We start from the raw sequence: 19,101 nt of genomic DNA on the forward strand, positions 1-19,101 counted from the left end.
GATGCTCGCCGAACCGGCACGGATCGCTGCGGAAGCGTGCCGATCGGGCCGGCCATTGCCATCGGACCGTCCAGGCCTGCCGGGCAAAGAGGCTTTCGCCGCTTCAAGACTTCGTTAATCCTGGCCGGGAAACGCACGTCGCGATTCGGTGTAGGTTGCTTATCGACATGTCTGACGGGTTCGGATCAGGGCCGGCAAGCTCACGGGCAACGGACGGCGCGGGCATCGGCGCCTCATCGCAGGCCGACGTCGAGGAGCCGCTCGACCTCGTCGAGGTGTCGGGCCGGATCAAGTGGTTCGACGTCGCCAAGGGGTTCGGCTTCATCGTCCCCGACGACGGCATGCCCGACGTGCTGCTCCACGTGACCTGCCTGCGCCGCGACGGCCACCAGAACGCCAGCGAGGGCGCCCGCATCGTGGTCGAGGCGACCGAGCGCGCCCGCGGCTGGCAGGCCTTCCGGGTCCTGTCGCTCGACCAATCCTCGGCCACGCACCCGTCCGAGCTGCCGCTGCCGCGCACCCATGTCAGCGTGACGCCGACGAGCGGGCTCGAGACCGCCGTGGTGAAGTGGTTCAACCGCCTGCGCGGCTTCGGCTTCCTGACGCGGGGCGACGGCACGCCGGACATCTTCGTGCACATGGAAACCCTGCGACGCTACGGTATCGCCGAATTGAAGCCCGGCGAGACGGTGCTCGTGCGATACGGCGACGGCTCCAAGGGCGTGATGGCCGCCGAGGTCCGGCTGCCCGACGGAGCCGTTCCGTCCTCGCATTGATGGTGTTGCGCTTGTCTCGCGTCCGAAACCTTCTCGCCGGCGGCCTGTCCCTCGGCCTCCTCGGCATGGCCGCCCTGCCGTCGGCGCTCGCTCCCGCCTCGGCCCAGGAGGCGCGACAGGCCAGGAGCCAGACCGAGCCGCTGAGCATCCGCTCCAAGGACGGCACCCACCGTTTCGACGTCGAGGTGATGCGCGACGATGCCGGCCGCACCCGCGGGCTGATGTTCCGCCGCACGATGGCGCCGAACCACGGCATGCTGTTCGACTTCGAGCGGTCCGAGCCGGTCGCGATGTGGATGAAGAACACCTACCTGCCGCTCGACATGCTGTTCATCCGCGCCGACGGCACCATCGCCCGAGTCGCTGCCGACACCGAGCCGCTGTCGACCGCCATCATCGCATCGCCGGAGCCGGTGCTCTCGGTGCTGGAGCTGAATGCCGGCATCGCCGCCAAGCTCGGGATCAAGGCCGGCGACCGCGTCGAGCACCCGCTGTTCCAGGCACGCTGACCCGGAGCGCCGTCGCGCCGGGAAAATATGAACACATCGAGAACATCGCGCTTGACGCCCGTTCCGTTGCGGATCACTGTTCCTCGTATGTTCCACGTGGAACAGGCGCGCGATCGTCGCGCCTCTTCCGCGAAGGTGGCGAGGATCCCGATGATCGACGCAACTATCGCCTCTTGCGCAAAGGCCGTCCTGTTCCGCAACGCAGACTGGACCCTGTCGGGCGAGGGCCTGGAACACCGCACGACCGGCTACTTCATCGGTCGCGACGTGCTCGCCGCCCGCCGCGCTGAGGGCCTGTGGGACTGGCCGCTGCAGATGGCCGAGAAGAGCTGGTGCCGGCCGAGCCTGTTCCGCGAGGCGTTCCTGACCGCGCTCGACGCGTTCGGCATCGCGCGCGACGCCGGCCTGAGCCAGGCCTTCGCTCTCGGCTTCGGCTTCCGCGCCGGGCAGGCGGCGCAGGCCGACGGGTTCGTCGCGCTCGCCGACCTGCTGCGGCCGCAGCCCGCGCCGCGGCCCGTCCCGGTGCCGGCGCGCCGGCCGGCGCGGGTCTCCGCCGGCGCCTGAGCGTCCCGCCCGGGCGGCTCCGCACGGTTGACCCGGGCCCGGCGGCGTGGTGCGCTGGCCGGAGGGTTCGAGGAGCACGGCATGACGCACGACAACGAAGGCGGCGGCGAGGGCCTCGACGGATTGATCGTCCCGCCGCTGTCGCGGCGGGGCTTCGTGATGACGAGCCTCATCAGCGGCTTCACCCTCGCGGTGACGCCGGTGGAGGCGCAGGTCATCCACACCGACGACACCGGGATCGAGGCCGGCGAGGTGCGGATCCCGGCGGCCGACGGGCCGATGCCGGGCTATCGCGCGGTCCCCGAGGGGGCCGGGCCGTTTCCGCTGGTGCTGGTGATCGAGGAGATCTTCGGCGTCCACGAATACATCAAGGACATCTGCCGTCGCCTGGCCAAGGCCGGCTACTGCGCCGTGGCGCCGGAACTCTACGCCCGACAGGGCGACCTGTCGCAGATGACCGACCCCAAGCTGATCATCCGCGACGTGATCTCGAAGACGCCGGACGCGCAGTGGATCGGCGACCTCGACGCCACCGTCGCCTGGGCGACCTCCGCCGCCAAGGGCGATCCGGCGCGCCTCGGGGTGATGGGCTGGTGCCGCGGCGGCCGTGCCGCCTGGCTCTATGACGCCCACCGCCGCGACCTGAAGGCGGCGGTCGCCTGGTACGGCCCGCTCGGCGGCGACGCGACCGACATCCAGCCGCGCAGCGCCGGATCGGTCGCCGGCCAGCTCAACGCACCGCTGCTCGGCCTCTACGGCGGCGCCGACACCGGCATCCCGGTCGCGACCGCCGAGGCCGCCCGCGATGCGGCGAAGGCCGCCGGCAAGCCGGTGGAGCTGGTCGTCTACCCGGAGGCCCCGCACGGCTTCCATGCCGATTACCGGCCGAGCTACCGCAAGGAGGCGGCCGAGGACGGCTGGCGCCGCGCCCTCGCATTCCTGAAGGCGAACGGCGTCGGCTAGGTCGCGCCGACGGGCCGCGACCAGCGGTCACGGCGGGGCGGGCACGCTCCTTCAGGGTTGTGTGCCCTATCCGACACGGCGGGGACGACCGGTTTATGCCAGGATGGGGCCGGGCGGCGCGTGCACGCACGGGTCGACCCCCGTTCGCATCGACGATGGCGATGAACGACCGATCCGAGGGGCCGACCATCCGGCCCGCTTAGAGTGTCCCGGCTATGACCGACGTGAACCCGCCCGGACAGAAGCCCGTCATCCTCGTGGTGGAGGATCAGCCGGACGAGCGCTTCCTCGCCGCGACCCTCCTGGAGGAAACCGGCTTCACCGTGATCGAGGCGGAGACCGCGGAGCGGGCGCTCGCCATCCTCAACGATCGCGGCGACGAGGTCAGCGTGGTCTTCTCGGACGTGCGCACGCCGGGACCGATCGGCGGTTTCGAGCTGGCGCGGATCATCGGCGTCACGTGGCCGCGGGTGCGCGTGCTCCTCACCTCGGGCGATGCCGGCGACCAGCCGAGCGACCTGCGCGTCTCGGCGACCTTCATCCCGAAACCGTGGCGGGCCGAGGACATCCTGGCCTGGGTCGAGCAGGCGGCCGGGCGCCCGGCCGGATCGTCGACGGGGCCGTCGGTGATCGGCCCCGGCGGCAAGCTGGTCCCGCACGCCCTCGAACCCTGAGGCTTCGCCGTGCGAACCCCGCCCCGGTGCAGGGCCTACCGCGAGGCGGCCGGCGCATCGCCCCGGGGGCCGAATCTGCTATGCCGGCCCGCGAGCGGTCCGCCCCCCTTCTCGAAGCGATCGAGCCGTCCATGTTCCTGAAAGACCATCGCGGCCCGTTGGCCGCGGGCCTGTTCGGCCTCCTCGTCTCGGTGCTGCCCGCCGCGGCCGCGGCGCCGCCGGCCCAGCCGAACGACGGGCCGGGCGGCGTCGGCGACCGCAAGCTCACCATTGTCAAGCGCGCGGTCGGGCGCACCGGCGCCTCGACCTTCGTGTTCCACGCCGCCGGCGCGGCCCCCGCCGAGGGGCGCCCGGTTGCGGTGCTCCTGCACGGCTGGGGCGCCACCAACCCGCAGAGCTACGGCGCCTGGATCGACCATCTCGCCCGCAACGGCTGGCTCGTCCTGTTCCCGCGCTTCCAGGACGTGAACCGGACCCGGCCCGTCGATGCGGTCGCCAACGCGGAGGGCGCGCTCAAGACCGCCTTCGAGGCGCTGGCCGCCGACGCGGAGGGCAAGCCCGACCTGGGGAAGGTCGCGCTGATCGGCCACCTCGCGGGCGTCCCGCTCGCCATGGACATCGCGGCCGACGCGAAGGCGCAGGACCTGCCCGTGCCGAAGCTGGTGTTCGGGGTGATGCCGGGCGGCATCGCCAGCGGGCCGAAGTCGCGCGGCATCGTGCTCGGCGATCTCGCGAAGATCGCGCCGCAGACGCTGCTGATCGCCATGATCGGCGATCGCGACGCCCGCGCGGCCGACCTGGCCGCCCGACGGCTGCTGCGTGAGGCGAGCGCCGTGCCGACGGAGCGCAAGCTGTTCATGCGCGCGCTTTCCGACGACCACGGCTTCCCGGCGCTCACCGCGACGCTTGCGGCGCCGGCCGGGCTCGATGCCGCGTTCGACGGCGCGGCGATCAAGCTGCCGGCCGACCCGAAGGACACCAAGCCGCCGCCGTTCAAGTGGTCGGCCGACATGTCGCTCTCCGGCGAGCAGCAGACGCTGGTGGCGCAGATCAACAACGCCCGCGCCGACACCCTCGACTACCTCGCGTTCTGGAAGACCTTCGACCTCGCGGCGACCGCGGCCTTCGCCGGTCAGGACGCCACCGGCCTGAAGACCAATCCGCGCTTCGGCGACATGGAGCGCTGGGCCGACGGCTGGCCGGTGAAGCGCCTCTTCGTCGAGACGCCGCGCGCGAGCCCGCCCGCCGCCGTCACGCCGGCGGCGACGGCCGGCACCGTCCCGGCCAAACCCGCCGCCCGGCGCTGATCGCGCCGCCCACGCCGACGAGACCCCGATGAAGCTGTTCCATTCCCCGACCTCGCCCTTCGTCCGCAAGGTGATGGTGGCCGCCCACGAGCTCGGCTTGGCCGAGCGCATCGAGACGCTGCCGAGCGCCGTCCACCCGGTGACCCGGGACGGGCGCGTGCTGAGCGTGCATCCGCTGGCGCAGGTCCCGACCCTGATCCTCGACGACGGCGCGGCGATCGCCGACAGCCGGGTGATCTGCGAGTACCTCGATGCGCTCGCCGGCGGCCACCTGTTCCCGGCGCCGGGCGCAGCGCGCTGGACCGCGCTGAACCTGCAATCGACCGCCGACGCGGTGCTCGATGCCGCCCTGCTGATCCGCTACGAGCTGACCGCGCGACCCGAATCCGAGCGCTCGCAGGCGTGGATGGACGGGCAGACCGCCAAGATCGTCAGCGCCCTCGACTGGTTCGAGACGCAGGCGCCGTCGCTCGCGGGCGTCGACATCGGCACCATCGCGCTCGCCTGCGCCCTCGGCTACCTCGACCTGCGCTTCGCCGAGCTCGGCTGGCGCGCGAGCCGACCGGGCCTGGCCGCCTGGTTCTCGACCTTCGGCGAGCGGGCGTCGATGCGGGCGACGGCCTGACGCGACCGGCGCGGTTCTTGCGGCGGCCGGCATTGTCCGAGAGTGGGATGCCGAGCCATGCCCGATTTCGTCGCCGCGCTGCTTGCCGCCGCCGCCTTCTGCCTCGTCCTCATGGCCCTGAACGCGCTCACGCGCGGGCTGGTCCACTGGCATCTGGCGCCGTCCGACCTCGCCGAGAACGGCTTCCTGCAGCTCGGAGGCGCCGTGGTTCTGGCCCGCGTCGCCTACCGGCGCGCTCCGGTCCGCCGCATCACCTAGGCCGCCGTATCAAGCGCCGCGCGCCGACAGGCTTAGGGCTTCGCGCAGGTCGCCGACATCGGTGAGATAGCGGCCCCGGCGGCGCATCGCCTTGAGGAAGCCGGCATCCGGGAACGGGCAATAGGGCAGCACCGGCACGGTGCGGCCTTCCGGCACCGCGCCGTCGCGGGCGATATCGGCCAGCACCGCATCGAGCAGGTTCCGGCCGTGCTCGTGCAGCAGCACGGCGGCGCGGGTCGCGGTCACGTCCGCGGGCAGCGCGACCGGCGCCTGCTCGAGGATCGCGCCGGCATCGATCGCCACGGCGAGCCGGTGGACCGTCACGCCGAAGGCGTCCGGCCCCTCGGCCAGCGCATGGATCGTCGGCACCGGCCCGCGATGGCGCGGCAGCAGGCCGGGATGGACGTTGAGGCCACCGAGCCGCGCCCGCGCGATCGTCTCGCCCGCCAGGATCTGGTCGAAGTGAAAGGTGACGATCAGGTCCGGCCCGTGCCGCCGCAGGAGATCGGCGACGTCGGCGCCGTTGACGTCGTCGACCGTCAGCGTCGGGATGCCGTGCCGCCGGCACAGGGTCGCGAGCGGCGTCGCCTCGGGCGAGCCGGTGGTGCCGGCGATGCGCTGGGTCAGCGGCGCGACCGGGCGGAGCAGGTCGGGCAGGCCGAAATTCACCGCGAGGTAGGGCAGAAAGGCCGGCCCGGAGCGGGCGAGATGGCGCCGGACCTGCCCGACGAGGCCGCCGGTCGAGGGCCGCTCGGCATTCGACAGGCCGACGAAGGCGATCTCCGCGGCGTGGTCGGCCACGAACCGGCGCACCGCACGCGCGTTCGGCAGCGCCTCGAGGGCGAAGAGCGCGATGCTGGGCTTGGGCATCAGCGGCGCGGCCGCAGCTGGAAGCGGAAGGCGCGCATGGCGGCGGTGCGCAGGAATTCCGGTGCGACGAGGCCGGCCCGGGCGAGGTGGAAGAGCACACTCGGGAAGGTAACGATCTCCCGGTTGCGCACCAGCCCGCGGGCGATGCGCTCGGCGGCCTGATCGGCGCTCATCTCGAGCGGCCGCCAGCCCTTGAGCTGGCCGCCCATCGGCGTCTTCACGTAGCCCGGCATCACCACGTTGACCCGCACGCCCCTCGGCGCGAGCTTGGCGCGCAGGGCCTGCCCATGCGCGACCAGCGCCGCCTTGGTGCCGCTGTAGGATGGGGCGTCGGCGAGCGGCGCGTAGGCGGCGAGCGAGGAGATCAGGGCGATCTGCCCGCGCCCCCGGGCCGCCATGGCGGTGACGCAGGGCAGCACGACGTTGAGGCAGCCGACGAGGTTGATGTCGAGGGTCTCGAAGGCGACGTCCTCGCTCTCGACCTCGCCGGTCGGATGGCCGCCGTTGACGCCGGCATTGGCGATCACGAGGTCGATCGGGTCATCCCCGTCGAGGGTCCTGATCCAGGCGCGGACCGCCTCGCGGGCGCGCAGGTCCAGGGGCACGACCGTCGCCTCGGCGCCGCGGGCGCGGCACGCGGCGGCCACCGTTTCGAGGCGGCCGCGGTCGCGGGCGTTGAGGGTCAGGCGGTTTCCGGGCAGGGCATAGCGGCGGGCGAGCGCCGCGCCGATGCCGCTCGACGCGCCGGTGATCAGGATGTGGGGCATGATCCGGGTGCTACCGCGCGCCGGTCGGCCGAATCAATACACCTCGGCGAGACGGCCGGCATCGGCCTCGCCCTCGCGGATCGTCCGGGCGGCCGCGACCCGGGCGTCGGGGAGCGCCGCCTCCATCCGCGGGACCGTCGCGGCGACGGCGCGGGCGATGGCGGCCTTGGAGAAGTAGCCGCCGTTCACCTGCGTCCGGTGCAGCACCACGCGGCGGAAATCCGACATCAGGCCGAAATCCGGAGCGGTCGGTGCGGTCCAGAACCCGTCGATGTCGCCCTGATGGGTGAGGCCGGGCATGTTGTAGATCGCGGTGCCGAGCGCCATCGTCGGCCGGCCCATCTCCAGCGAGAGCATGCCGACGGTGCTGTTGACGATCACCACGCCGCGGGCGCCGGCGATCAGGCTGGGCAGCTCGCCGCCGTCGATGAAGTCGAGGCGCTCGCTCACGCCGTGGCGGCGGGCCGAGGCGCGGGCGAACTTGCGCCAGTTGATCAGGCCGGCATCGAGGGGGTGGAGCTTCACCAGCAGCCGGGTCGGCGCCTGCGAGGCCTCTGCGAAGGACTTGATCACCCGGTCCATGAAGCCCTCGACCCCGAGGAACGGGGAGTGCACGCGGATCTGGTAGTCGCTGTCGAGCTGGAGCGGCAGCAGGAAGTAGTCGCAGCCGACCGCGTTGTAGATCTCGTTGCAGCGGGCGGCCTCGCGCCTGGTCCGGCCGCGGCGGGAGAACTTCTTGATCCAGCCGGCATATTCCATCGCGATATGCGTCGGGCGGTGGCTGCGGAAGCGCGGGTAAAGGTAGGGGAAGCAGACGTTGGCGACGTTGTAGCCGACGTCCCAGATGCTGCGCAGGGCCATGTCGCCGGTCGAGGGCATCGCGCGGCCGGGCTGCGGCAGGCGGCGCGCCAGCGCCCGGACGCCCTCGGCGGTCTTCGGAAGGGTCGAGTACCCGTTCACGCCGCCGAGCTCGCAGGTGATCCAGTTCGGGCGGATGTAGCCCTCCTCGAACACGTGGACGCGCAGGCCGCGGGCGACCGCGACGGCGCGCGCGACGACGTGATAGGGGCGGCAATCGCCGAACAGGACGATGTCGGTCACGCCGTAGGTGGCGACGTAGGCGTCGAGCCAGCGCTCCCAGCCGGGCCGGGTGCCGCGGTAATGGTCCGCGTCGCCGCGCCAGAACAGCCAGTCGCCGGGACAGAAGTTGATCCGCCGCACCCGATGCCCGCGGGCGGCCAGGGCGCCGCCGAGATCGGAGAAGAAGGTCGAGGCGAGGCCCTGGAGGAAGAGGAACGTCGCCGGGCTCGCATCGACGGAATCTGGGCGAGGCTGAAGCATTCCGGGGCGCTCTGTACCTTCAGCGGACGGGACGGGGCAGCCACCACGGGTCGCACGGCCGAGTCGGCCCGGCAATCCGGGGCCGTTCCGCCCCGCACGATTCCGCCGGGCCGTGGCCGTCCCGCAACGCCGTCGCGGCCGGCCCCGAACGGGAACGAGCTAGGAGCCAATCGCGGCGGCGATATGTCCGGGGGGTGTCCGTTCATGTCCCGCTCATCCGCCCGCCCCAGGAAGCATTCGCCTGCCGCGGATGAATTGGGCTAAAGCCCGCGGGTCCGGGCAGGAACGCGTCGAGGCCGGCGCGACCCGTCGCTCGGCCCTCACGATGGGTCGCGGGATCCCGGCAGGCGATGCCGGGCGCCGCCGCGTGACCCGCCCGGCCCGGAGCCCTCGACCGAAATGGTGATGCGCCCGATCCTTCCCGACACGCTGTTTCCCGTCGGCCGCACGATCCGGCTGCTGCGCGCCGAGATCGAGGCCGCCACCGGCAGCCGCTTCGGCGCGCCCGGCCTTCGCGGCCGCGCCGTCGTCTGGCGCGACGGGCCGGCCGCCCGGCTGCTGCGGCTCGCCGGCCGTCCCCCGCTCGTCGTGGCGCCCGGGCCGCTGCTCAGCCCTTATGACAGCGCCGAGACCGGGTTCTCGAGCCTGATCCTGACCTTGGCCGGCGAGCCGGTCGGAGGGCGCGAGACGCCGGGCCTGCACCATTTCGACCCCTGGACGCGGGCGCCGATCGACCGCGCGGCCTGCGCCGAGCGCGTCGCCTGGCTCCGGGCGCGGTTTTCCGAGAACGCGCGGCGCGTCGTCTACGTGGGCATCTCGCGCTGGAAGCGGCCGGCGCTCGACGCCTTCGCCGTCGGCCCGAAGGGCACGCCGATCCACACCATGACCGTCGCCGACGCGGTCGCCGCCGCGAAGCGCCACGACGGGCAGGTGCTCGCCTGGGCGACGCGCGCGCCGGAGGCCCTGGAGGCGGCCTGCGCGGAGGCCGGCCTGCCGCTGGCGCGGGTCGAGGACGGCTTCCTGCGCTCGGTCGGCCTCGGGGCGAGCCTGCAGCCCGGCGCCTCGATCGTGGTCGACGATCGCGGCATCTACTACGATCCGCGGCGCGAGAGCCGTCTCTCGCGGATCCTGGCCGAAGCCGAATTTTCCGACGCCCTGGTCGCCCGGGCGAAGTCCTTGCGCGAGACGATCGTCGCGCGGCGCCTGAGCAAGTACAATGTCGGCCTCACGGTCGCCGCGGGCGCGTGGCCGGCGGACCGGCGGATCGTGCTGGTGCCGGGCCAGGTCGAGGACGACGCCTCGGTCCGCTACGGATCGCCGAACGTGCGCTCGAACCGGGCGCTGCTGCAGGCGGCGCGGGCGCGCAACCGGGACGCCTTCCTGCTCTACAAGCCGCATCCCGACGTGGAGGCCGGGTTCCGCCCCGGCGCGATCCCCGAAGCCGAGGCCCTGGGGCTCGCCGACCGGATCGTCTCGGGCCTGAGCATCGTCGACCTGCTCGACCGGGTGCACCACGTCGAGACGATGACCTCGCTCGCCGGCTTCGAGGCGCTGATCCGGGGCCTGAGCGTCGCGACGCACGGGCGGCCGTTCTATGCCGGCTGGGGCCTCACCGAGGATCTCGCGCCCGGCGCCGACCGCGGCCGGACGCTCGCCCTCGACGAGCTCGTCGCCGGCGCGCTGATCCTGTATCCGCGCTACCTCGATCCGGTGGCGATGAAGCCGTGCGGCCCCGAGCAGCTGCTCGACCGCCTCAGCGCCGCCCGCGCCGCGGCGCCCCCGAGCGCCCTCGCGCTCGGCCGGCTCGCCGGCTTCGGCATGCGGGCGCGCTACCGCCTGCTGAACCCGATCGTGCGGGCCCTGCGCGCCCGGCGCGGCGTCGCGTCCGGCGACAAGCCCGTCACCCGGAAGCCCGGGCAAGGTTGAGCCGAGCACGATGTCCTTCCTCCTCGCGACGGTGGTCGCCTTCGTCCTCTGCCTCGCGATCGAGTTCCGCTTCGGCGACGTGCCGGGGCGCGCGAGCCGCAGGCCCGGCGACCTCGCCATCCGGCTCGGTGCCTACGGGCTGATCCTGCTGTTCTGGTTCGTGTTCTCGTGGCGCCCGTGGCTCGCGGCGTCGAGCTGCGTGCTCACCGTCGCGATCCTCCACCTCGTCAGCCACCTGAAACGCGCGGTGATCGGCGAGCCGCTGGTGTTCAGCGACTTCGCGCTGCTGCCGCAGGTGCCGCGCCATCCGCAGCTCTACTACGTGCCGCCGGTCACCAGCCCGCGGATCGCCGTGCCGCTCCTGCTCGGGCTGGCCGGCATCGCGCTGTGGTACCGGATCGAGCCGAGCCTGCTGCCCGCCTCCGCCGGCGGGGCCCTGGCCGCCGTCCTGGGCCTGCCGCTCGGCCTCGCCGCCCTGCTCGTCGCCGCCGATCGCGGGCCGTTCGCCGGCCGGGTCGCCCGGCGGTTCCCGCAGCCGGAGCTCGAAGCCGACCTCGCCCGCTACGGCCTGCCCGCCTACCTGATCGCCTACGCGCTGCGGTGGCGGAGCGAGCGCGGCGGCCCCGCGGCCGTCGCAGCGCCCGCGATCGCGCAGCCGCCGGGCGACGACGTCGTGGTGGTGATCCAGCTCGAATCCTTCCTCGACCCCGAACGGCTCGGCGGACCGCACCTGCCGCTGATGGACCTGATCCGGGCGCGCGCCAGCGAGCACGGCCGCCTGCGGGTGCCGGCGCACGGCGCCTACACCATGCGGACCGAGCACGCCGTGCTCACCGGGCGCGGCGCGCGCGATCTCGGCTTCGGCGTGTTCGACCCCTATCTCGCCTCGGGCGGGAACGAGCCGGACAGCCTCGCCCGGACGGCCCGGCGGAACGGCTACGCGACCACCTTCGTCCACCCGTTCCATCGCGACTTCTTCCGGCGCGCCCGCGTCATGGAGGCGTTCGGCTTCGACACCCTCGTGATGGAGGAGGCGTTCGGCGACGCGCCCCGCGTTGGACCCTATGTCGGCGATGCGGCTTTCGGTGAGCGCGTGCGCGCCGAGGTCGCGGCACGGCGCGGGCCGCTGTTCCTGTTCGGCGTCACCATGGAGAACCACGGCCCCTGGAAGCCGGGACGCCTGCCGGGGATCGACGACCCGGTCGCCCAGTACCTCCACCACGTCGCCGCCGCCGGGCGCATGGTCGAGGACCTCGTGGCCGCGCTCGCGGGCCTGAACGCGACGCTCTGCATCTACGGCGACCACGCGCCCGCCCTGCCGACCTGCCGGCCCGGCTTCGGCGGCACCGCCACCGACTACGCGCTGTTCCGGTTCGGCCACGCCGACCCGGCCGCGCCGCGTCGGGTCGACCGCACCGCCGACGATCTCGGGCGCCGGCTGCGAGCCGCAATCGGCCGGGCCGCGACGTCGGCGGATGGGCCAAGCGTGGCCGTGCCACGGTCGTGACGCAATGCCGGGCGATGTCCGGCGCGCGTGCTCGAGCCGTCGTTAAAGCGATCGCAGGCTTTGGCGCGCAACGTCGAGGCTCCAGCCATGCGCGCGTCGTCCGCCGACACTTCGGCACGGACCTCGGTGGCGCGGGCTCGCGACGAAGACGACAGGGTCATACGGGCGTTGCGTGCCGGTCTCACGGAGACGGGCACGGCTCCGGGAGTTCGAAGATGGTTCGTTTCACGGCGCTGTTCGCGCTGACGGCCTGCCTCGTCGGCGGCTGCTCGGTTCTCCCGGCTTCGGGTCCGACGGCGCGTGCCGTGGAGGCGGGGGCGGAGCTGTCGACGCCGGAGGGGCTGCTGGCGCGCTACGAGCTGGTGGACGTGACCCCGGCGGTGATCGAGGCCCTGCGCGGGCGCCCGCTCGACAGCCTGCTGGCCTCCTTCGGCGACAAGCGCCCCTCGATCGAGCCGGTGATCGGCGTGGGCGACTACGTCTCGGTCTCGGTCTGGGAGGCCGGGTCGGGCGGCCTGTTCTCCGGCCCGCTCGTCGCCGACCGCTTCTCCGCCGGCTCGAAGTCGGCGCTGATCCCCGAGCAGGCCGTCGGCCGCGACGGCGCGATCTCGGTGCCGTATGCCGGGCGCATCCACGTCGCCGGACGCCGCACCCAGGACGTCCAGACGCTGATCGAGAACGAGCTCGCCGGCAAGGCGATCCAGCCGCAGGTGCTGGTCTCGGTCACCAAGCCGATCTCCCAGGCCGTCACCGTCACCGGCGAGGCGGTGGCCGGCGCCCGCCTGCCGCTGTCGACCGGCGGCGACCGCCTCCTCGACGTCGTGGCCTCCGCCGGCGGCGTGCGCTCGCCCGTCTCCGAGACCTTCGTGCGCCTCTCGCGCGGGGACCGCACCACCACCGTGCCGATGACGACCCTGGTGGCCAACCCGCGCGAGAACATCTACCTGCGCCCCAACGACGTGCTCACCCTGGTGCGCGACCCCCAGACCTTCCTGGCGGTCGGCGCGCTCGGCAACGCCACCGAGCTGCCGTTCTCGGCCGAGGGCATCACGCTTGCCCAGGCCTTGGCCAAGGCCCGCGGCCTGTCCGACTTCCAGGCCGACCCGGCCGGCACCTTCGTGTTCCGCTTCGAGCCGGCCGCCGTCGTCCGCCGCCTCAACCCGGCCTCGCCGCTCCTGACCACCCCCGTGGTCCCGGTGGTCTACCGCATCGACATGCGCGACCCCAACAGCCTGTTCACCTCCCAGGCCTTCCGCATGCGAAACCGCGACCTCGTCTACGTCTCCAACGCCCCCTTCACCGAAGTCTCCAAGGTCGTCAGCGTCTTCTCCACCGTCGCAGGCCCCGTCGCATCCGCAGCCTCCGTCTACGCCTACTCACGGTAGGCGACGACCGGCTCGCAACGCCCCCGGACGCGGTTCCGGGACAATCCCGTCGTGCCGCGGCGCCGACGGCGAGCCCGGGCGGGAGGGGCACGCCCGTCGGGTTCGACGTCGAGGTCGGATCCGGCGCGGCAACCGCCGCAGGACGGTCGCGTCGGCCACCGGCGTTCTCGCGTGGCATCCTCGTCGATTCGACGCGCGAACCTCGGATCATGCCGGTCGGCGCCCGAGCGCGCCTCGGCGTGCCGTCGACCGCCCTTGGCGGATCGACCGCCGCGGTGATCGCGCAACGCGAATCACCTGCCCTTCGCCGGGAACGGCCCATCCGGGCTTTCGCCCGTCGGTCGATCGCTGCGCCGCGCACCGCGCAGCGCCCTAGCAGCGAAAAACGGCTAGTCCATCGGTACTAGAACCACCTGACCGATACGCCGAGCAAGGTGTTGCGGCGCGCGATCGCCGCAGGATCGGCATCAGGATTTTTTCCCAACAACCATGGATTGGTGCGACCGCGCGGGAGAATTGCGCACAATTTAGTTCGAATCGGCCGACATTTCCGAACGTTTGTCCGCATCGCTGACGTTCTTGATCTGCGCGTTGCGCCGGAGTACCGCCGATCAGGCCGGAATTCCTCAGGATTCGGTCAAAAACCCCGAAATAATCTTGCCGGGTGCCGAAACTGAGCTTACGGTTCGAACTATCACCCGAAGTCAGAATGACGGTACGAAGATCATGAGTGAACCAGACATCGACAAGGCCCGCTTCATCACGTTGGCCGCGGACATCGTCTCCGCCTATGTCAGCAACAATCACGTCCAGAGCGCCGAACTGCCGAAGCTTCTGAGCGATGTGCACGAGGCGATCGTCGGCGTGTCTGGTGCAAATGGCCCGGTCGCCGAGGTCGGGCCGCAGAAGGCGACCGCGCAGGAAATCCGTCGCTCGGTCACGGCGGATTACCTGATCAGCTTCGAGGACGGGAAGCAGTACAAGACCCTGCGCCGGCACCTGACCCTGCGCGGCCTCTCGCCCGAGCAGTATCGCGCGAAGTGGGGCCTGGCGCCCGACTATCCGATGACGTCGCAGAGCTATTCCGAGCAGCGCTCCGAGCTGGCCCGCGCCCTCGGCCTCGGCCAGCAGCGCCGCAAGAACGTGGCGAAGGCCGCCCCGTCCGAGCCGGTGGTCACCGAGGAGGAGGCGCCCGCCGCCGAATCCGAGGCGCCCGCCAAGAAGACCCGCGCGCCCCGGAAGAAGAAGGACGCCTGAGGACCCGCCTCGGCGACCCGGGACGCGACGACACGAGACCTGCGATGCGGAAGGCCGGAGGCGGGATGTCCCCTCCGGCCTTTCTGCATTCTACGCGGCCTCGGAACGTTCGGCGCGTCGTCGGCTTGCTTTCGGCGACAGGCTTGCGCGCCGGCCGGGCGGTCGCCGCGGAAGACCATCCGAGCAGGAGCGAGACATGGCCTTCATCGAGACAAGGGACGGCACACGGCTCTACTACAAGGATTGGGGCACCGGCCGGCCGGTGGTGCTGATCCACGGCTGGCCGCTCGACGCCGACATGTGGGAACATCAGATGCCGGTGCTCGCCGAGGCGGGCTACCGGGTCGTCGCCTACGACCGCCGCGGCTTCGGCCGGTCGGACCAGCCCTGGACCGGCTACGATTACGACACCTTCGCCGACGACCTGAAGGCGGTGCTCGACCACCTCGACCTCCGCGACGCCGCCCTGGTCGGCTTCTCGATGGGCGGCGGCGAGATCGCCCGCTACATGTCCCGGCACGGCGGCGCGCGCGTCGCGAAGGCGGTGCTGGTCTCCGCGGTGACGCCCTACCTCCTCAAGACCGGCAACAATCCCGACGGCGTCGACGGCAGCCTCTTTCAGGGCATGATCGACGGCCTCGTGAAGGACCGTCCGGCCTTCCTGGCGAACTTCGCCAAGACCTTCTTCGGCGCCGGCGTCTTCCACTCGCCGGTCTCGACGGAGACGATGACCTGGGCCGGCAACCTGGCGATGCTGGCCTCGCCTAAGGCGACGACCGCTTGCGTGAGCGCCTTCGGCACCACCGACTTCCGGGCCGACATGGCGCATTTCACGGTGCCGACGCTGGTGATCCACGGCGACGACGACCAGACCGTGCCGATCGCGGTATCGGGAAAGGCGGCCGCCGCCGCGATCCCCGGTGCGGCGTTCGTCGTCTACGAGGGCGCCCCGCACGCGGTGCCGTTCACCCATGCCGAACGGTTGAACGCCGACCTGCTGGCGTTCTTGAAGGGCTGAACGCGTGCGTGCGCGAGCCCGGGATCGGGCTCTCGCGCGCCGCATTCGGCCGCGATAGACAGGCCGCAAACGCCCGTCGGTCCGGGCCGGCCCGCGCCGCCGCGGGCGGCCCGGCGCCCCGACGACCCCGAGCGCCCGGAGCCCTGCATGCCTCGCCCGTCCACCCCGATCGTCCTGGTCGCCGCGCTGATGCTGTCCGCCGGCCCCGCCGCCGCGCAGATGGCCAAGACACCGGACGTCAAGACACCGGACATGAAGACCCCGGATGCGCCGCCGCTGAAGTCGGCGATGCCCGAGAAGGCGGCGCCGACGGGCAAGGGCGAGGTGCAGCTCTCCTTCGCCCCCGTGGTGAAGCGGGCGGCGCCCTCGGTGGTGAACGTCTACGCCTCGCACATCGACAAGCGGCCCAACGCCCGCACCAGTGCCATGGACGAGTTCATGCGCCGGTTCTTCGGCGCGGAGGGCGGCCGCGGGCAGGGCGGCGCCCCGGGCGAGCGGGCGCAGAAATCCCTCGGCTCCGGCGTCATCGTCGACGCGTCGGGGCTGATCATCACCAACAATCATGTCATCGACAACATGAACGAGGTCCGCGTCTCGCTGGCCGACCGGCGCGAGTTCGAGGCAACGATCGTGCTGCGCGACCCGCGCACGGATCTCGCCGTGGTGCGGATCACCAACCCGACCGGCGGGCTGATCCCGATGCCGTTCGGCGACTCGGAGAGCCTGGAGGTCGGCGACTTCGTGATGGCGATCGGCAACCCGTTCGGCGTCGGCCAGACGGTGACGCAGGGCATCGTCTCGGCGCTGGCGCGCACCCAGGTCGGCTCGTCGGACTACCAGTTCTTCATCCAGACCGACGCCGCGATCAATCCGGGCAATTCCGGCGGGGCGCTGGTCGACCTGCGCGGGCAATTGATGGGGATCAACACCGCGATCTACTCGCAGTCGGGCGGCAGCCACGGCATCGGCTTCGCGATCCCCGCCAGCATGGTCAAGGCGGTGGTCGAGACCGCCAAGAACGGCGCCACCACCGTGCGGCGGCCCTGGCTCGGCGCGCGGGTGCAGAGCGTGACGCCGGACATCGCCGAGAGCATGGGCCTCGACCATCCGACCGGCGTGCTGGTGGCGAGCCTGCAGGCCAAGAGCCCAGCGGACGAGGCGGGGCTGAAGCGCGGCGACCTGATCCTGACGGTCGACGGCTTGAGCGTCGACGACCCGGAAGCCTTCGGCTACCGCTTCGCGCTCAAGGGCATCACCGGCCAGACCAAGTTCGGCATCCTGCGCGGCACCAGCCGCAGCACGCTCCCGGTCAAGCTGACGCCGGCGCCCGAGACGCGGCCGCGCGACGTGCTGAAGGTCCGCACGCGCTCGCCGTTCTTCGGCGCCACGCTGATCAACACCTCGCCGGCCGTCGCCGAGGAGATGCTGACGGACTTCCCCGTCGACGGGGTCGCGGTGCAGGCGGTCGACGAGAATTCGATCGCGGCGCGCGCCGGCCTGCAGAAGGGCGACATGCTGGTCTCGATCAACGGGCAGCCGGTCTCGACGACGAAGGACGTCGAGCGCGCCACCCGCACCGTGCAGAGCGCCTGGGAGATCGCGATCAACCGCAACGGCGAGGTGCTGACCTCGATGTTCGGCGGCTGAGGCCAGACCGGCCCGGACGCGATCCCGGCCTCAGGCCGCCTGGAACGCGATGGCGGTGGCCTGGATCTCCTCGAGCGGCTTGCCGATCAGCGCGGTGATCGCGTCCTTCGGCATCGGGGCGCCGAACAGGTAGCCCTGGCCGTAGTCGCAGCCCTGGTCGGAAAGCCAGTCGACGCTGGCATCGGTCTCGATCCCCTCGGCGGTGGTGACCAGCCCGAGGCTGGCGCCGAGCTTGATGATCGCGTCGACGAGCTTGGCCCGCTCGGCGCTCATGGTGATGGTGTCGACGTAGGTGCGGTCGATCTTCAGCTTGTCGAACTTGAGCTCGCGCAGGTGGTAAAGGCTGGAATAGCCGGTCCCGAAGTCGTCGAGGGCGATGCGCACGCCGAGGTTCTGCAGCGAGGTCAGGGTCGTGCGGGCCGCCTCCAGGTCCTGCACCAGGGCCGTCTCGGTGATCTCGACCTCAAGGCGGCTCGGGGAGAAGCCGGTCTCGGTCAGGATCGCGAGGATGCGCTCGCACAGCCAGCGGTCCTGGAACTGCTGCGGCGCGATGTTGACCGCAAGCTGGAAATGGGGCGGCCAGTCCCGGGCGTCGAGGCAGGCCTGGCGCAGGAGCTTCATACTGAGCTCGGCGATGAGGCCGGTCTCCTCCGCGATCCCGATGAAGCAGGCCGGCGCGAGCAGCCCGCGGACCGGGTGCCGCCAGCGGGCCAGCACCTCGACGCCGACCAGCGTCTTCTCCGGCAGCGTCACCACCGGCTGGTAGTACGGCTCGATCGCGCCGCTCGCGATCGCCTCGCGAAGCTCGCTCTCGAGCTGGGCCCGCGCCTTGAGCTCGATGTCCATCGCGCTCTTGAACACGCGGAACACGCCGCGGCCGTCCTTCTTGCCCTGGTACATCGCGAGGTCGGCGGCATGCAGAACCACGTCGGCATCCGCCTGGTCGGCCGAGATCAGGGCGATGCCGATGGTCGCGCCGACCTTCAGCTCGTTGCCCTGCCACTGGATCGGCGCCGCGATCGCCGCGATCAACCCTTGCGCGAGCCGGGTCAGGCCGTCGCTGCCGCCGTCGAGCGGCACGAGCAGGGCGAACTCGTCGCCGCCGAGCCGGGCCGCGAGGCCGGCGTCGGGCGTCAGGGCGGACAGGCGCTCGGCGACGGCGCACAGCACGGCGTTGCCGGCCGCGTGCCCGTAGATGTCGTTGACCGGCTTGAAGCGGTCGAGGTCGACCAGGAGCACCGCCTGGGTCGGGACCAGGGTCGCGGCCGCCCTGCGGCGCTCCAGCGTCTCCAGGAACAGGCGGCGGTTGGCGAGCCCGGTCAGGACGTCGTGGCGTGCCACCGCCTCGGCCTCGGCGGCGGTGATGTCGCGCTCGCGCATCGCCACCCGCAGCAGCAGGGACTTCCGCAGGCTGGCGACGAACACCGCCATCCCCATCAGCGCCACGAGCATGAACTCGTTGGAGAGCTGGTGCGCCTGGACGAAAGCATTGAGCCAGGAGAAAACCTCAAATTGAATTCCGATGACCCATAAACACGCACCGATCATCAGCAAGCAGAGAACCTCGTAAAGCTCTCCTTCGCCCCAGCTGCCGCGTTTTCCGATCATGAACCGTCCCCCCGATCGGTCTCACCCTGAGCACGGGCGAGCTTAAGGGAGTCTCACGCGTCCTGGCGGCGGCAGGCGGCGCGGCTCGTTTGGCGGACG

18 protein-coding genes are annotated in these 19,101 nt (G+C 71.9%); 14 read left to right on the forward strand and 4 right to left on the reverse strand.

From position 1 onward, the window contains the following. Positions 1-167 precede the first annotated feature (167 nt). The 8 genes from ACFZ8E_RS09580 to ACFZ8E_RS09615 all read left to right on the forward strand — a co-directional run bounded on the left by ACFZ8E_RS09580 (position 168) and on the right by ACFZ8E_RS09615 (position 5,676). A complete protein-coding gene (locus tag ACFZ8E_RS09580) occupies positions 168-776 on the forward strand; it encodes a cold-shock protein (protein ID WP_147728637.1) in 609 nt (202 codons plus the stop codon). Then, complete coding sequence (locus ACFZ8E_RS09585) at positions 776-1,285, forward strand: DUF192 domain-containing protein (RefSeq protein WP_405042672.1); 510 nt, start codon at positions 776-778, stop codon at positions 1,283-1,285. The genes ACFZ8E_RS09580 and ACFZ8E_RS09585 overlap by 1 nt, the downstream gene beginning before the upstream one ends. Before the next feature lie 150 nt (positions 1,286-1,435). Next, positions 1,436-1,849, forward strand: coding sequence for a hypothetical protein (locus ACFZ8E_RS09590; protein ID WP_405042673.1), 414 nt, complete (start codon positions 1,436-1,438; stop codon positions 1,847-1,849). An 81-nt stretch (positions 1,850-1,930) separates the two neighbouring features. Next, positions 1,931-2,812: a dienelactone hydrolase family protein gene (locus ACFZ8E_RS09595; protein ID WP_405042674.1), complete on the forward strand. Its 882-nt coding sequence runs from the start codon at positions 1,931-1,933 to the stop codon at positions 2,810-2,812. Between the two features lie 215 nt (positions 2,813-3,027). After that, a complete protein-coding gene (locus tag ACFZ8E_RS09600; protein WP_147729357.1) occupies positions 3,028-3,486 on the forward strand; it encodes a response regulator in 459 nt (152 codons plus the stop codon). A 131-nt stretch (positions 3,487-3,617) separates the two neighbouring features. Then, complete coding sequence (locus ACFZ8E_RS09605; protein ID WP_243934773.1) at positions 3,618-4,793, forward strand: chlorophyllase/cutinase-like alpha/beta fold protein; 1,176 nt, start codon at positions 3,618-3,620, stop codon at positions 4,791-4,793. A gap of 28 nt (positions 4,794-4,821) precedes the next feature. After that, positions 4,822-5,418: a glutathione S-transferase gene (locus ACFZ8E_RS09610; RefSeq protein ID WP_405042675.1), complete on the forward strand. Its 597-nt coding sequence runs from the start codon at positions 4,822-4,824 to the stop codon at positions 5,416-5,418. A 57-nt stretch (positions 5,419-5,475) separates the two neighbouring features. Continuing rightward, positions 5,476-5,676 (forward strand): hypothetical protein, encoded by a 201-nt coding sequence (locus ACFZ8E_RS09615; protein WP_147729517.1) that lies wholly within the window; start codon positions 5,476-5,478, stop codon positions 5,674-5,676. Between the two features lie 9 nt (positions 5,677-5,685). Here ACFZ8E_RS09615 and ACFZ8E_RS09620 read toward each other — a convergent pair whose 3' ends face one another. From ACFZ8E_RS09620 to ACFZ8E_RS09630, 3 genes are read right to left on the reverse strand one after another with little or no spacing between them, the layout of a single operon-like run. Further along, complete coding sequence (locus tag ACFZ8E_RS09620) at positions 5,686-6,546, reverse strand: formyltransferase family protein (protein ID WP_243948133.1); 861 nt, start codon at positions 6,544-6,546, stop codon at positions 5,686-5,688. Further along, entirely contained in the window at positions 6,546-7,313 is a 768-nt protein-coding gene (locus ACFZ8E_RS09625; RefSeq protein WP_405042676.1) for an SDR family NAD(P)-dependent oxidoreductase, read from the reverse strand. The genes ACFZ8E_RS09620 and ACFZ8E_RS09625 overlap by 1 nt, the downstream gene beginning before the upstream one ends. A 33-nt stretch (positions 7,314-7,346) precedes the next feature. After that, positions 7,347-8,654: a capsule biosynthesis protein gene (locus ACFZ8E_RS09630; RefSeq protein WP_243948134.1), complete on the reverse strand. Its 1,308-nt coding sequence runs from the start codon at positions 8,652-8,654 to the stop codon at positions 7,347-7,349. A gap of 405 nt (positions 8,655-9,059) precedes the next feature. Here ACFZ8E_RS09630 and ACFZ8E_RS09635 point away from each other — a divergent pair, with 405 nt between their 5' ends. From ACFZ8E_RS09635 to ACFZ8E_RS09660, 6 genes are all read left to right on the forward strand, one after another. Next, positions 9,060-10,580, forward strand: coding sequence for a capsular biosynthesis protein (locus tag ACFZ8E_RS09635; protein WP_405042677.1), 1,521 nt, complete (start codon positions 9,060-9,062; stop codon positions 10,578-10,580). Between the two features lie 10 nt (positions 10,581-10,590). After that, the gene (locus tag ACFZ8E_RS09640) at positions 10,591-12,087 is read left to right on the forward strand and encodes an LTA synthase family protein (RefSeq protein ID WP_243948138.1); all 1,497 of its coding nucleotides are present in this window, start codon (positions 10,591-10,593) and stop codon (positions 12,085-12,087) included. A 215-nt stretch (positions 12,088-12,302) separates the two neighbouring features. Further along, on the forward strand, positions 12,303-13,472 hold the full coding sequence (locus ACFZ8E_RS09645; protein ID WP_405042678.1) for a polysaccharide biosynthesis/export family protein: 1,170 nt from the start codon (positions 12,303-12,305) through the stop codon (positions 13,470-13,472). A gap of 726 nt (positions 13,473-14,198) precedes the next feature. Continuing rightward, positions 14,199-14,729: a MucR family transcriptional regulator gene (locus ACFZ8E_RS09650; protein ID WP_405044361.1), complete on the forward strand. Its 531-nt coding sequence runs from the start codon at positions 14,199-14,201 to the stop codon at positions 14,727-14,729. A 196-nt stretch (positions 14,730-14,925) separates the two neighbouring features. After that, complete coding sequence (locus ACFZ8E_RS09655; protein WP_405042679.1) at positions 14,926-15,747, forward strand: alpha/beta fold hydrolase; 822 nt, start codon at positions 14,926-14,928, stop codon at positions 15,745-15,747. Positions 15,748-15,894: 147 nt separating this feature from the next. Next, positions 15,895-17,394 (forward strand): Do family serine endopeptidase, encoded by a 1,500-nt coding sequence (locus ACFZ8E_RS09660; RefSeq protein WP_243949537.1) that lies wholly within the window; start codon positions 15,895-15,897, stop codon positions 17,392-17,394. Positions 17,395-17,424: 30 nt separating this feature from the next. Here the strand turns inward: ACFZ8E_RS09660 and ACFZ8E_RS09665 are convergent, their stop codons facing one another. Beyond that, positions 17,425-19,002, reverse strand: a complete 1,578-nt coding sequence (locus ACFZ8E_RS09665) for a bifunctional diguanylate cyclase/phosphodiesterase (RefSeq protein WP_147728138.1) — start codon at positions 19,000-19,002, stop codon at positions 17,425-17,427. Positions 19,003-19,101: the final 99 nt, after the last annotated feature.

Source organism: Methylobacterium sp. HMF5984 (genome assembly GCF_045033435.1).
GTDB lineage: Bacteria > Pseudomonadota > Alphaproteobacteria > Rhizobiales > Beijerinckiaceae > Methylobacterium.